The organism is Paenibacillus sp. FSL R7-0331 (assembly GCF_000758645.1).
GTDB classification, from domain to species: domain Bacteria; phylum Bacillota; class Bacilli; order Paenibacillales; family Paenibacillaceae; genus Paenibacillus_AQ; species Paenibacillus_AQ camerounensis.
Genome location: NZ_CP009284.1, coordinates 1,443,241 through 1,456,771, shown reverse-complemented (window position 1 = coordinate 1,456,771; position 13,531 = coordinate 1,443,241). Strand labels below are relative to the sequence as shown.

Sequence of the window (13,531 nt, the reverse complement as noted above, 5' to 3'; positions counted from 1 at the left end):
TTGCAGCGCAAAGGTTGTAAGTATTAATATTGGAGCGGGTGATGGGAATCGAACCCACGCTATTAGCTTGGAAGGCTAAAGTTCTACCATTGAACTACACCCGCGAGAATACGGTGAAGACAAAAAATATTGTAACATTCCTTTGAATAAAATGCAACCCTTTGGCAATGTATCCGAGCTTACGTTGGTACGACGAGCAGAGGTTTCAGGAAAATCGCTTCGAATTCATCAGCTTTGATCGGCTTACTGAACAGGTAACCCTGGGCCTCATGGCAATGCTGCTGGCGCAAAAACTGCAGCTGCTCCTTGTTCTCCACCCCTTCTGCCGTAACCTTCAGCTTCAAATGATGGGCCATTGATGTAATGGTTGAGACAATCGCTGCATTGTTGCTGTCCTCCAGCACATCGGAGACGAAGGAACGGTCAATTTTCAGCCGGTCAATCGGCATATTCTTAAGATAATGAAGTGAGCTGTAGCCTGTGCCGAAGTCATCTATGCTGATGAATACCCCCAGCCGCTTCAAGCGGTTAAGCTGGTCAAAGGCTGTCTCCTTGTCCAGCGTCATGCTCTCCGTAATCTCCAGGTCAACATAGCATGGATCAAGCCCGATTTCCTGCAGGAGCATATCTATTTTGCCGGCGAGGTTCGGCTGCAGAAATTGGCGCATGGACAGGTTAATGGATACGCAGATGTGACGGTACCCTGCCAGCTGCCACGCTTTATTCTGCTCACAGGCCGTTCTCAGCACCCAGTCGCCGATCGGTACGATCAGCCCGCTCTCCTCGGCAATCGGGATAAACTCTACAGGAGATACAATCCCCCTCTTCGGATGCTCCCAGCGCAGCAGCGCTTCCATACCGACAATTTCTTCAGTCTCAAGCAGCACCTGCGGCTGGTAGACGAGATAGAATTCATTACGCTCCAGTGCCCGTCGCAGATCATTTTCCAGCTTCAGGCGTTCTTTGGCTTTCATCTGCATGGATGGGATATAGCGGCGGATCTCCACACTCTGCTCTTTGGCATTATGTACAGCCGTATCCGCATTCTGAATCAGCTGCTCTGCTGTATTTCCGTCTCCCGGATAGATGCTCATCCCCAGGCTCAGCGAGATATGATACTCCCCTGACTCCAGCTGAACCGGGGTTTCAAAGAGATGCAGCAGCTCGGATGCACGGATCAGACAGCCTTCCACCCCGGTACGCCCGGTCATCAGGAATGCAAACTCATCCGCCCCCATACTGAACAGCTCCTCGTGCCCCTTTACCTCGTTCTGTATCCGCTGTGACACCAGCTGCAGCAACCGGTCGCCGGCATTATGCCCCAGCGAGTCATTGATGTTTTTGAAATGATTGATGTTCATGATGACCAGCGCCGAGAAACCGCCTCTCCCTTTATCTTTTTCACTCTGGATTATCATCTCTTCCACACGCTGCATCAGCTTCCGCCGGTTTGGCAGACCTGTAAGATCATCGTGATACGCCAGATAGTTAATCCTTGCTTCCGCCTGCTGGTTCTCATGGAACGGTTCTTCAATCGTCAGCCGGTAGACCCCGGTTAGCATCAGGTAATACGCTATTCCGCTACTGACCATGCCAAAGAGATTGTCCATCTCCCCGACACTCAGCAGATTCATGAAGAATACCTGGGCTAATGCAAAAAAGATCAGCGCACGGATAATGATAAGCAGTGAAGCAGATTTCTCAATTCTGCCCGGATACACGATCATTCCGACACTGAGCAGATAGATAAACAGCACCGCCATATCAACCAGATGCTTGAACGTGCCCAGCCAGGTGTATGTCTGCAATCCCTGAGTAAGGCTATCACTGAAAATAAGCAGCAGCAGTGAGAGGGTAATCACAACCAGCGACACGGCGAATACTTTCTTCTTTCCGCTTATGGATACCGGCTCATCTTCCTTACTGAAAATAAACAATATGCCGAATGCGCTGGCCAGGCGCGAGAAGGTAAGCAGCCAAAGGGACTGGTCCGGGCTGATAATAGAGGATATTGCCGGAATGCCCACAAAGCTTAAGATGTGTAGAAAATCAAAGGTGCATACCCCCAAAAACAGGGCTGAGATGTACAATCTTGCTTTGGATAATTTATCGGAGAAAAAAAGCCCGCCCTGGGCAAAAATCGCAAAACCGAAAGCTATATTGCAGCAGCCGGCTATAAGGTAAAGCGCCAGCATAACGTCCTGATTCTCAATCTGGCTGAGCGGAGTGCGGAATATTTGAATCAGAAGGAACAGTACGGCCCCTATAATCGCCGCTTGAATTGTCTTTCTCTCTTCTTGTCTCATAAGTCCCTCGCGTCTGAAAATGATATCTATAATTAGTATGAATGATGTATTCAAGCCCTTCTATAAATATCGGCTTATCCATCCCGTAAAGTTACATTCCTCCCCTACAATATAAAAGAAAAAAGCACCTTTCCCCCGTAGAGGTCAGTGCTTATGCCCTAAAGATTATTATTTATCGCCGAAGGTAACTTCAGGTGTGGTCAGCTTGTCATAAAAATCAACAGCCTTATCTTTATCCTCTGATGCGCGGAGCGCCATAGCCGAGCGCGGATGCTCGTCCAGCGTGCCGGTAATCATGTAAGGAATGATGTACCCCCACTCTTCCTTCTCACGGAGCGGAATCATCAGCTGCTCGATAATATCAAGCACAGGACGCAGTGTATATTTGGTGTTCTTCAGGTGGGTAACCAGCAGTTCAGTCGGACAGTTGCCGGCCGCACGCCCCATTCCGTAGCAGGATGCATCCAGCAGCTCTACTCCGAGTTCAGAAGCAACCAGCGTATTGGAGAAGGCCAGCTGCAGATTATTATGGGTATGCACACCCAGGCGCTTATTAGGCAGATGGGTTTTGAACTTGTCCACCAGATATTTAATGTCGTTGTGGTCCAGGCTGCCGTAAGAATCCACGATATATACAACATCTACTACGCTGTCGCGGATCATATCAAAGGCTTCCAGCAGCTCGTTCTCCATTACATTGGACAACGCCATAATATTAATCGTCGTTTCGTATCCGCGGTCATGGAAAATCTGAACCAGTTGCAGCGCCTTATCCACATCCTTACTGTAGCAGGCCACACGGATCAGATCCAGCATGCTCTCGCTGCGCGGCAGGATATCATTTTCATCGACCCGGCCGATATCAACGAGTGCAGACAGCTTGGTATTGCCCTTCTGAGGAATGACCTTGCGCAGAAAATCATCGTTCAGGAACCGCCAAGGTCCGGCGCTTTCCGCTCCTTTAAGCAGCTTAGGGGAGTTTTTATAGCCGATTTCCATATATTCAACCCCGGCTTCATTCAGCCCGGCATACAGCTTCTGTACAAATTCAATGCTAAAATCCCAGTTGTTAACGAGGCCTCCGTCCCGGATGGTGCAATCGACAATTTTACTCTGATTATTCTTCACAATATGTTCTCCCTTCAGCATATCCTTCAGTATTTCCGCCAGCATAAGCTTACTATGCAATCATTATCGTACAATCATACTTTAATGAAGAATAAATTGTAAAGATTATTTCTGCTATCTTCCATATCTGTTTTCAGTACCGGGGCTATCGACGAAGGCTGGCAGCTTTATACAGCAGGTTTAAACTCCCCGGGTTACGGGTATGTTTGTTATAAGCAACTGCAGCCAGACCACTACCTAAGGAGGAATAACCATGAATACTAAGAAGACGTTATTTACTACCGCAGCGCTTGGAGCAGTCTACTTACTCAGAAATAAAGATACACGTGATAAAATTATGAATGGAATCCAGTCCTTCACATCCCAGGTAAAGTCTAAGCGGAACGGATAAACCGTTTTGGCCGTCCTGGCGGCTCATTCCGTCCGCAGGCAACTGCAAAAAGCCGCAGCACTCTTAATAAAGAGCGTTGCGGCTTTTTGGGTATGAGCCTGCTCGGCTTATTCCCTTGCAAGCGGACCCGGAAGCTGATCCCGGCTGAGACTCAGCAGATACTCCAGTAATGTACGGACCATAACGCCCGTTGCACCTTTGGAATGAACTCCCCGCTCCTTCGACAGAAACGCCGTTCCGGCAATATCGAGGTGAACCCAGGGCAGCCCTTCAGCAAATTCACCGATAAAAAGACCTGCGGTCGAGGCGCTTCCGAATCTGCCGGCAGCATTGCGGATGTCGGCAACCTCGCTTCTAAGCATCTCACGGAACTCAGGATAGACAGGGAGCTGCCACACAGGCTCACCAGAACGGTCTGATGCCGCCAGCAGATCCTGCATCAGCTGCTTATCATTCGTAACCGCTCCGGTAGCAACATCACCGAGAATGGACACGACGGCCCCTGTCAGCGTTGCGACATCAATAAAACGCTCCGCCCCCCACTCTCTGGCATAGGTCAAACCATCACCGAGCACTACCCGGCCCTCGGCATCGGTATTCAGCACCTCTACGGTTTTTCCGCTCAGCGTAGTGATGATATCCCCCGGCTTAAAGGCTGCTGCAGAGGGCATATTCTCAGCGGCGGGTATAACCATGACCACATTGATTCGCGGCCGCAACCTGCCGAGCGCCTCCATGACACTCAGTACAGCAGCTGCACCGCCCATATCGCTAATCATATCTTCCATCCCCGGCGCCCGCTTGAGCGATATTCCGCCGGTATCAAAGGTGATACCCTTGCCGATAATTCCGGTAACGTCTGTCCAATCCCCGGTACCCTGATAACGGATGACGATCATCCTCGGCGGATGAATACTCCCTTTGCCGACAGCAAGCAGTCCGCCCATTCCCTTCTGTTCAATCTCCCGTTCATCCAGCACCTCTACCGGAAGGCCGTGCCGCTCAGCCACCTCGACCGCAGCTGCTGCAAGTCCAGACGGGATTAGGAGATTGCCGGGCAAATTGGTCAGCTCACGGGCCAGATTAGCGGAATCTCCAAAAACAGAGCCGCGCTGTATCCCCTGGCGCCAGGCCCGGTCCAGTGTATCGTCTGCCAGCTGCTGCGGATACAAGGCTACCTTATCCGGTCTCACATAAGATGCCTGCTCCTGCTTATAGTGCTTTCTGCGTTCGCTTCCGAGCTTAAGACCTTCCGCGAGTGCCTGTGCCGCGCCTTCCCTGGACAGAGCCTGCTCAGGAATCTCAATGTCAAGCAGCGCAGCCTTCAGCCGCATTGCAGCACGGACTATATGGGCTGCCAGCACCCTGATCTCCCCGATCCCGGGATCTCCCTTTCCGCTGCCTGCGAGAATGACTATAGAGTACCGGGATATTGCTGTAACCGGAAGGATATAAATCTGATTCAGCTTGCCTGAAAAAAGCCCGGCCTTCGTTAGCGGCTCAATAGCCGCCCTCCATTCGGGTGCCAGGCTGCTGTCTGTCAGCCTGTTCTCGGATATCATCATACATAAAACGTCCCCTGCCGCAGCGGCAGGCGTTACGGAATTGCTCCATTCAATATTCATGACATAACCTCCAGCTGTTCTTGAACCTGCTGACCCACATTAACACAGATAAGGCTGACTTCCTGCACGAAGTGAAATCGTGAAGCACAGGAATCAGCCTCTTTAGCATTTCTATATTATAACGTATGGCCTGCCTTGAACACAGCTGCAGCTGCTCCCCTATTAAATCAGAGGCAAAGAAATAACAAACCGGGTACCTTCGTTAACTCTGCTGCTTACCGAAATGCAGCCTCCATGATTCTTGATTATCCGTTCACTGACGGATAATCCGAGCCCCGTACCATTCTCCTTAGTAGTAAAAAACGGATTAAACAGCCGGTCAAGTGTGCAAATATCCATTCCTTTGCCGTTATCAGAGATAAAGATACGGACCTCTGCACCTTCTCTGCGAGCCCCTACTTCAATCTTGCCTATTAAATTATCTGCACGTTCTGCAATCGCTTCCATTGCGTTTCTTATCATATTTAGCACTACCTGCTTCATTTGTTTGGCATCGCCGGAAATAATCATATCGCCCTGGAACGGATGGAGATTAATCTGGCAGCCATTCATCAAGGCTTCACTCTCCGTGAGCAGCACAACCTCTTTCAGCAATGCCGCTACAGGAATCATGCCGATCTGGGGGGCGGATGGTTTGGATGATGTCAAAAACTCGTGAATAATGTCATTGGCCCGGTCGATTTCAGCCAGTATAATCTTGGCGTACTCTTCCTTGCCCAGCTGGTGCAGGTGGGGGTGCAGCAATTGAATGAATCCGCGGATTGCCGTCAGCGGATTACGGATCTCATGTGCAATAGACGCAGATAATTTGCCCAGCATAGCCAGGCTATCATTCTGATAGGCAGTCTGCTCAATCAGCTTATAATCGGAAATTTCCTTGAACGTAAACAGGTAGCTGCCCTTCATCGGCTCACCGGAATGCAGACTTACCCGCCAATATCGGCCATATTCATCAACAAATTCGTAATTTGGCTTACCCTTCAGCACCATTTCACGGTAACCGCGCAGCATCTGCTTCTTCTTGAAGCGGTTAAGCTGAATATTCGCCAGGAGATGCGTTATAGCGCAGCCCATAATGGCAAGCCGCGGCAGCTCCAGTATGTCAAACATCTGTTTATTGGCAAAAGTCAAAACTCCATCTTCATCAAAAAGCATAATTCCGCTGTCAATGTGCTCCAGCACATCCTCATATGTAGTGTCCATTGTCACGGATTGAAATGTTCGTGGTAAAATCAAGCTTTCCTGAAATTGGCTTATCACGATACGAAGTTCCCCCTTTTACTGCATTTGGCGTAGACGCTTAAGCGACATCAAATTACTATGTAAATGAGTATATGACGAAGCCGCCAGAACATTCGGAAATCGTATTATATTATCCAACCGTTTCAACTATATTCCAATCATATCCAAGAGAAGAAGACAACGCAATCAGAGAAACTGTCGAATGGCAAAAAACTTGTTAAAATGATTCTTAAGGCATACTAAATATTAACAAGAAAGCCGTATCCCGGCGTAAAGCTGCATTTTCCGGTAGATTATTTACGGAGTAACGCCAAAAAAGCCCCCGCTGCTGCAGGGGCCTCTGCGCCGGCTGGTACCGGCATGTATTCTGTTACGTTTAAAAGATCAGGCTTTCTGCTGAAGGCGGTGACGGCGCTGGCTCATTACTGCCAGGCGCTTCTTAAGCTCCCGCTCCCACTTGCTGTCTCCGATCTGTTTGGCTACGGCCAGGAGGTCAAGCGCCATATCGATCTGGCTGCGGATTATTGCCATCGGATCTTCGCTCTCCATATTAATAACATTCTCGAAGATTGCTTCCTCATCTTCCATTACATAGTCCTGGAAATCAACGTCAGTCACTCCATCGCCATGAGCATATTCCGCAAGGATCTCATACTCGTTCTCGACTTTGTAATGTACCTCTACCCGGTGGCATACCGGGCAAAACAGCAGGGGAACATTATGGACTTGCGTGCGATAATGTTTAAGGGTCCCCTTCGTTCCAACCATACTCGCTCCACAGCAAAAGCTCATTTTTGTTCACCCTCCTTGGGTAAGTTCCATTGATTTCTTATTATTGTATTACAGAATAGTGCAGGAGATTCCTCTCCTACAGCCATTATATTAACCTCGGCGCCTAATTTTAAACAGTATTACTGATAGTTACAGGCATTTTGTTGCAAAAAACCCCCTTGGCGGAAACCTTTCCCGCAAGGAGGTCTTATTAGTCTCTCAAAGAGCGGACATCCCTTACAGGTTCTTGTCGCCCGGTTTCCAGTTCATTGCGCACAGTCCGCCGGATTGCAGAGCCTGCAGTACGCGGAGTGTTTCCTCTACGCTGCGTCCTACATCGTTGTGGTTAACTACTGCATATTTCAATTCGCCGTCGGGATCGATAATGAACAATCCGCGAAGGGCTATACCTTCTTCTTCGATTAGAACACCGTAATCGCTGGCAACCTTCTTGGTGATATCCGAAGCCAGCGGGAAGTTCACTGGTCCCAGGCCGTTCATATCGCGGGGGGTTGTAATCCATGCCTTGTGGCTGTGAACAGAATCAATACTCACGCCAAGGATTTCTGTATCAAGCTCCGCGAATTCAGCAGCAGCATCACTAAGTGCTGTAATTTCGGTCGGACATACAAAGGTAAAGTCTAGCGGGTAAAAGAAGAATACAAGCCATTTGCCGCGATAGTCGGACAAGCTGACCTTACCAAAATCTTTACCGTCGCCTGTTACTGTTTCCATTGTGAAGTCCGGGGCTTGTTTACCTACCAAACGTTCTGCCATTGCTTTTATTCCTCCTTTGATTATGTAAGAAAAACAATATAATTCACTTGATATGATGGCTTGGCCACTTACTCTTGGCTATAGACCAAATGGTATCACCGCACCAAATCAAAGTCAATATTACACTCATTACTTTTTTATAATAATTATAAATAAGCAACTTTTTGTGAAGTTTTGTGTTTTTCTGCGTCAAAGGAGAAAGGTTCCGGCTGTTTACGCTTTACGGATTGCGGCAACAATCAGGTCGCCCATTTCAGTAGTGCTGATTGCCTTGCTCTTATCTACTGCGATGTCACTTGTCCGGTGTCCGGCATCAAGCACCTCGGCTACAGCAGCTTCAATGGCTGCCGCTGCTTCCTCATAACCGAAGGTCATGCGGAACATGAGAGCCAGTGACAGGATTGTGGCAATCGGATTCGCCAGGCCCTGGCCTGCGATGTCAGGAGCAGATCCGTGCACAGGCTCGTACAAGCCGTAGCTGCCTTCACCCAAAGAAGCAGAAGCCAGCATACCGATTGAACCTGTCAGCATCGCTGCTTCGTCACTCAGGATATCCCCGAACATATTCTCGGTCACAATCACGTCGAAGCTGGACGGACGGCGCAGCAGCTGCATTGCGCAGTTATCAACCAGCACGTGCTCAAGCTCCACCTGCGGATATTCAGGAGCAATCCGGTTAACCACCTCACGCCACAGGCGGGAAGTTTCCAGTACATTCGCTTTGTCGACGCTGGCCAGCTTGTTGCGGCGTTTGCCGGCAATTTCAAATGCCTGACGTACAATGCGCTCTACTTCAGTCACGTTGTATACACAGGTATCGACCGCTTCTTCTCCATGCTCCCCCTGACGGCGCAGCTTGTCTCCGAAATAGATACCTCCGGTCAGCTCACGCACAACCATCAGGTCTGTGCCTTCAAGCACTTCAGGCTTCAAGGTAGATGCATCCTTCAAGCAGTCAAACACGTTAGCCGGGCGCAGATTGGAGAACAGGCCAAGCGCTTTGCGGATTCCGAGAAGTCCTGTTTCCGGACGAAGCTCCTTCGGATTGTTGTCCCATTTGGGACCGCCGACAGCCCCCAGCAATACAGCGTCTGCACTGCGGCAGATTTCCAGTGTATCCTCCGGCAGCGGAGTTCCCCGCTCGTCGATGGCTATTCCGCCAAACAGGGCGTGCTCAGTTTCGAAGGCGTAGCCGAATACTTCTTCCGCTTTTTTCAATACTTTTTCCGCTTCAGCCACAACTTCAGGTCCGATACCGTCCCCGGCAATTACGGCAATTTTTTTAACCTCGCTCATTCCCGTCACTCCTTAGATGGTCTGCTGTACGCAGACATAGTTCTTCTGTATATTGTTGTAACATAACATGCGCCAAAGGACAAAGATACAGATTCTATGAAAGTGATAGGCATTACCTATAGGATTCACCCGTGCCTGGCGTTTGCTCTTCATTCCAGGGTTGTATACAATAAATATGCTGTTGTATTCCTTGTATCGCTGATCTATTTCATAGAAGGAGTGAGCGTGAAATGCAGTATACGAAGCTTGGAAAATCCGGGTTGAAGGTAAGCCGGCTCTGTCTGGGTACGATGAACTTCGGACCGATTACCGACGAGAAGGAAGCATTCCGTATTATGGATGCTGCACTGGATGCAGGCGTTAATTTTTTTGATACCGCCAATATTTACGGCTGGGGTGAAAATGCCGGACTTACAGAGACAATCATCGGCCGCTGGTTCAAGCTGGGCGGCGGACGCCGCGAGAAGGTTGTGCTGGCGACCAAGGTATACGGTGCCATGAACGACAAGCTGGACGGTCCTAATGATGAGAGCGGTCTCTCCTCCTATATTATCCGCCGCCATCTGGAAGGCTCTCTGCAGCGCCTTCAGACCGATTACATTGAGCTCTATCAGATGCACCATGTAGACCGCAGTGTGTCCTGGGACGAGCTGTGGGGCGCCTTTGAGCTTGCCGTGAGCCAGGGCAAAATCGGCTACACCGGCTCCAGCAACTTCGCCGGCTGGGACATAGCAGTTGCCCAGTCAGAAGCGAAGGCCCGGGGTTTTCTCGGTTTGGTCTCCGAGCAGCATAAATACAGCCTGACCTGCCGGCTGCCGGAGCTTGAGGTGCTGCCTGCAGCGCAGAGTCTCGGCCTTGGCGTTATTCCATGGAGTCCGCTCGACGGAGGGCTGCTCGGCCGCAATGCGCTCATGAAGATTGAGGGCAGCCGCAGCGGCGGCAATGCAGAACGCATTGAACAGCACAAGAGCCAGCTGGAGGCTTTTGCGGAGCTTAGCCGCGAGCTGGGGGAGCCGCAGGACAATATCGCGCTTGCCTGGCTGCTGGCTAATCCGGCTGTCACCGCACCGATTATCGGTCCGCGCACGCTGGAGCAGTTCGAAAGCGCACTGCGCTGCCTTGAGGTTGTACTGGACGAGAGCGTGCTGAAGCGGCTTGACGAAATATTCCCGGGTCCCGGCGGGGCAGCACCGAAGGCGTATGCCTGGTAACCAGCCGGACAATCCCTGTTTAGACAAAAGAAGCAGCCTTACCCGGACAATGTCCGGGCGGCTGCTTCTTTATTTTTACTCAGCGGTGTCCACAGTAATGGTACCGTTGCTTGTAGACAAAGACACCTCATGGGTGCCTTCACCCAGCACTGCTCTTCCCTGGTTATCATCATCACGGTCCCAGGTAATATTGCCCTTCAATCCGCCGTTGCTCGTCTCCGCCTTAATCTCAGCGTTCGTTGCTGCCGGAAGGCTGACTGTAATTTTACCGTTGCTGGAGTCCAGCTCCCAGTCGCCTGTAACTGCAGAGTTAACCGTGATTCTGCCGTTGCTGCTCTCAGCCGAGACAGAGCCGTCGATGTTGGTTAATGTAATTGCACCATTTGAGCTGGAGAGCTCGATTTCGCCCTGTACATTCTGAACGGCAATCGTTCCGTTGCTGGTGTGGGCATCTACGCCGCCGGTGATATCATGAATATCCAGTGTCCCGTTGCTGGTGTCCACCTCAAGTCCGCCTGCCAGGTTACCGGCTTCTACCGCTCCGTCACTGGTCTCCACCAGGGCCGCCAGATTCTGCGGAAGGCTGATATTCAAATACGGCTCTTTGGTATAGACACCGAAGTGAATGTTCGACAGCCAGTTCGTCTCCAGATCGAGCTTCAGAACGAGCGTATCGCCATCTTCAGTTACCTTCCATTTCTTTTCCATAGCATTTGCCGCTTCACTTTCGTTCTTGCCCGGCAGCTCAAGCTTGCCTTCATAATCAAGGGTGTTGCCGTCTGTTCCCTGAATCATTACTTTTCCGCTCGGCAGCTCGATCTTCACGCGCTTAATCTTGGACTGCACCTCTATTGCTCCGTTAAGCGGAACCAGCTGTGTCCGTCCGAAAATACCTCCGAGCGTACCGCCGGCAAGCACCGTCTGCCCGCCGCTAGCCAGCACGAGGACAATAATCAGCAGGATTCCCCAGCCGCTTACCCGGGTCTTGACGTCCGAGCGGATAAACAGCCGGATCAGCATTTCCAGCCCAAACAGAATAAGCAATGCCGGCCACAGATAACCGAGCGCATCATATGAAATTACATTGTATTGGGCCAGAACAATGAGTACCCCTACTGCTATGCAGCCTAGTGCAGCCGAAAAGCTGCCGATTTTCCATCTCCCCATGGATGAAGTCCCCATTTCTTATGCTTTGGAATTTTTTTTGAGCATTCTGAAGCCGTAACCGATCAAGGCCAGCGACAACAGGATCGATCCGATATTCATATCGGTAAGAATACGCCAGAGCCATGGAAAAGCGGTAGCCACCAGCAGCACGAAGCCTGCAGCGACACAGCCGATCCCCAGCCATACCGGGTTCACATCATCCTGCGGATATTCCGACACCGGAGGCATGCCCATAGTCCACGGAGCCCCAAAGCTGTCAGGATGGAACATCATCCGTTCATGCTCGGCGACCGTCAGCTTCATCCAGGCCGCTTTTTGCAGAGCGTCAAATAACTGGTAAAACCAGAGAGCAGCCAGCGCGAACGGAAATACGGTCGGCATCGAGGGAATGAAAATAATGCAGGCCGAGGCTCCCAGCATATATTGCAGGCCCAGCTTTTTAAATCCCAAATATAAATGTCCCAGACCCGGCACGAGCGCCAGGAAAAAAGTAAGCCAGCGTTTTTTCTTAATCATGCTATATCCTCCTAAAAGTTTGTGAGCAATCCTTCTCCGCTTAATTAGCGTTCAAAACCAGGTTCGTAAGTTAAAGCTTATTGTGCTTCCATTTATTTTTGGCTTCCTTGGGCGTTAAACCATGCCGTAACCGAGGTCGACATCTGTCCGTTGATCTCGGTGATGCCATAGGCTAAATTCTCAAACACCCCAAACTGCAGCAGCAGGAAGGTAAGGCCCACCGCAACCCCGTAGTGCATCCAGGAGGTCCCCGGTGCAGTCCGGCGTCTGGCTGCGGTCGCTCTAACAGCGCGCTCACGGCGGCCTGCTTCAAGCTGTTCAATATGCGCCATTACTTCATTCGTTATATCGGGAAAATCCCCTGATTCAGGCATTTCTAATCCGGCTTCCATCTCATTCCACAGTGCGGCAAGCCCTTTGGCCTCCTCCAGCCACGACGAGCAGCCGGGACAAGCTTCAATGTGCAGACGGATATTCAGCTCCATCTCCGGAGACAGTGTGCCTTCGATATAATGCGGCATCCATTCTTTGACTGTTGCACAATTCATCGCCATTCCTCCCCGCTTTTTCGCATCATCTGCCTGGCTCTGTAGAGCTGTGATTCCACTGTTTTGACCGAGACGCCCTTCTGTTCGGCAATTTCCTGATAGGAGTGGTGCTGAAAATAATACAGCTGCACAACCGACCGGTACGGTTCTGTGAGACTGTTCAGATTCTGATCCAGCTCCTCTGAGGCTTCCTTGCTAAGGGCAGCCTGCTCAGGTGTTTGTGAGGTTACCCAGTCATTCTCTGTATAATCTGCTGTACTGCGGTGCCGCCACTCCCTGTCATTGGCCCGTTTCCAGTCCAGACAGGTCCTGTAAGCAATCCGGTACAGCCATGTGGAGAATGAGGACTGGCCTCTGAAGGAGGGGAGCGCCTTGTAGGCTTTGATGAAGACTTCCTGGGCCATGTCTTTGGCTGACTCGGCTTCTCCCGTTATTTTGATGCACACTCGGTATACCATGCCCTGATAACGCGTCACCAGATGCCCAAAAGCCTGGCCCTGCCCGTTAAGCACGGCTGAAATCCATTCTGCCTCTTCCAAGACGATCTCCCCTC

Annotated in this window: 13 protein-coding genes and 1 tRNA gene; 2 read left to right on the top strand and 12 right to left on the bottom strand. The window is 50.7% G+C overall.

Features of this window, described 5'->3' with window-relative positions:
- Positions 1-30 precede the first annotated feature (30 nt).
- The 3 genes from R70331_RS06275 to R70331_RS06265 all read right to left on the bottom strand — a co-directional run bounded on the left by R70331_RS06275 (position 31) and on the right by R70331_RS06265 (position 3,434).
- Positions 31-104, bottom strand: a tRNA-Gly gene (locus tag R70331_RS06275).
- A gap of 75 nt (positions 105-179) precedes the next feature.
- On the bottom strand, positions 180-2,306 hold the full coding sequence (locus R70331_RS06270; RefSeq protein ID WP_042173815.1) for a bifunctional diguanylate cyclase/phosphodiesterase: 2,127 nt from the start codon (positions 2,304-2,306) through the stop codon (positions 180-182).
- A 168-nt stretch (positions 2,307-2,474) separates the two neighbouring features.
- Positions 2,475-3,434, bottom strand: coding sequence for an aldolase catalytic domain-containing protein (locus tag R70331_RS06265; protein ID WP_197071395.1), 960 nt, complete (start codon positions 3,432-3,434; stop codon positions 2,475-2,477).
- 253 nt (positions 3,435-3,687) lie between these two features.
- On the opposite strand from R70331_RS06265, the gene R70331_RS31805 reads away from it, so the two are divergent.
- Entirely contained in the window at positions 3,688-3,825 is a 138-nt protein-coding gene (locus R70331_RS31805) for a hypothetical protein (RefSeq protein ID WP_197071394.1), read from the top strand.
- A 107-nt stretch (positions 3,826-3,932) separates the two neighbouring features.
- On the opposite strand, the gene R70331_RS06260 is transcribed toward R70331_RS31805, so the two are convergent.
- From R70331_RS06260 to leuB, 5 genes are all read right to left on the bottom strand, one after another.
- A complete protein-coding gene (locus tag R70331_RS06260; protein WP_042173813.1) occupies positions 3,933-5,450 on the bottom strand; it encodes a leucyl aminopeptidase in 1,518 nt (505 codons plus the stop codon).
- 162 nt (positions 5,451-5,612) lie between these two features.
- Positions 5,613-6,710, bottom strand: coding sequence for an ATP-binding protein (locus R70331_RS06255; RefSeq protein ID WP_042173811.1), 1,098 nt, complete (start codon positions 6,708-6,710; stop codon positions 5,613-5,615).
- 366 nt (positions 6,711-7,076) lie between these two features.
- Complete coding sequence (locus R70331_RS06250) at positions 7,077-7,484, bottom strand: hypothetical protein (protein ID WP_042173808.1); 408 nt, start codon at positions 7,482-7,484, stop codon at positions 7,077-7,079.
- Between the two features lie 216 nt (positions 7,485-7,700).
- Positions 7,701-8,240 (bottom strand): peroxiredoxin, encoded by a 540-nt coding sequence (locus R70331_RS06245; RefSeq protein WP_042173806.1) that lies wholly within the window; start codon positions 8,238-8,240, stop codon positions 7,701-7,703.
- 213 nt (positions 8,241-8,453) lie between these two features.
- Positions 8,454-9,536 (bottom strand): 3-isopropylmalate dehydrogenase, encoded by a 1,083-nt coding sequence (gene leuB, locus R70331_RS06240; protein ID WP_042173804.1) that lies wholly within the window; start codon positions 9,534-9,536, stop codon positions 8,454-8,456.
- Between the two features lie 230 nt (positions 9,537-9,766).
- On the opposite strand from leuB, the gene R70331_RS06235 reads away from it, so the two are divergent.
- Positions 9,767-10,747 carry an aldo/keto reductase gene (locus R70331_RS06235; protein ID WP_042173802.1) on the top strand — a complete coding sequence of 327 codons (981 nt, stop codon included), beginning with the start codon at positions 9,767-9,769 and terminating at the stop codon, positions 10,745-10,747.
- Positions 10,748-10,822: 75 nt separating this feature from the next.
- Here R70331_RS06235 and R70331_RS06230 read toward each other — a convergent pair whose 3' ends face one another.
- The 4 genes from R70331_RS06230 to R70331_RS06215 form a co-directional block, all read right to left on the bottom strand.
- Positions 10,823-11,914, bottom strand: coding sequence for a DUF4097 family beta strand repeat-containing protein (locus R70331_RS06230; protein WP_042173800.1), 1,092 nt, complete (start codon positions 11,912-11,914; stop codon positions 10,823-10,825).
- 18 nt (positions 11,915-11,932) lie between these two features.
- Positions 11,933-12,430 (bottom strand): hypothetical protein, encoded by a 498-nt coding sequence (locus tag R70331_RS06225; RefSeq protein WP_042173798.1) that lies wholly within the window; start codon positions 12,428-12,430, stop codon positions 11,933-11,935.
- Positions 12,431-12,522: 92 nt separating this feature from the next.
- Positions 12,523-12,978 (bottom strand): zf-HC2 domain-containing protein, encoded by a 456-nt coding sequence (locus R70331_RS06220; protein WP_042173796.1) that lies wholly within the window; start codon positions 12,976-12,978, stop codon positions 12,523-12,525.
- The gene (locus tag R70331_RS06215; RefSeq protein ID WP_052418941.1) at positions 12,975-13,517 is read right to left on the bottom strand and encodes an RNA polymerase sigma factor; all 543 of its coding nucleotides are present in this window, start codon (positions 13,515-13,517) and stop codon (positions 12,975-12,977) included. The genes R70331_RS06220 and R70331_RS06215 overlap by 4 nt, the downstream gene beginning before the upstream one ends.
- Positions 13,518-13,531 lie beyond the last annotated feature (14 nt).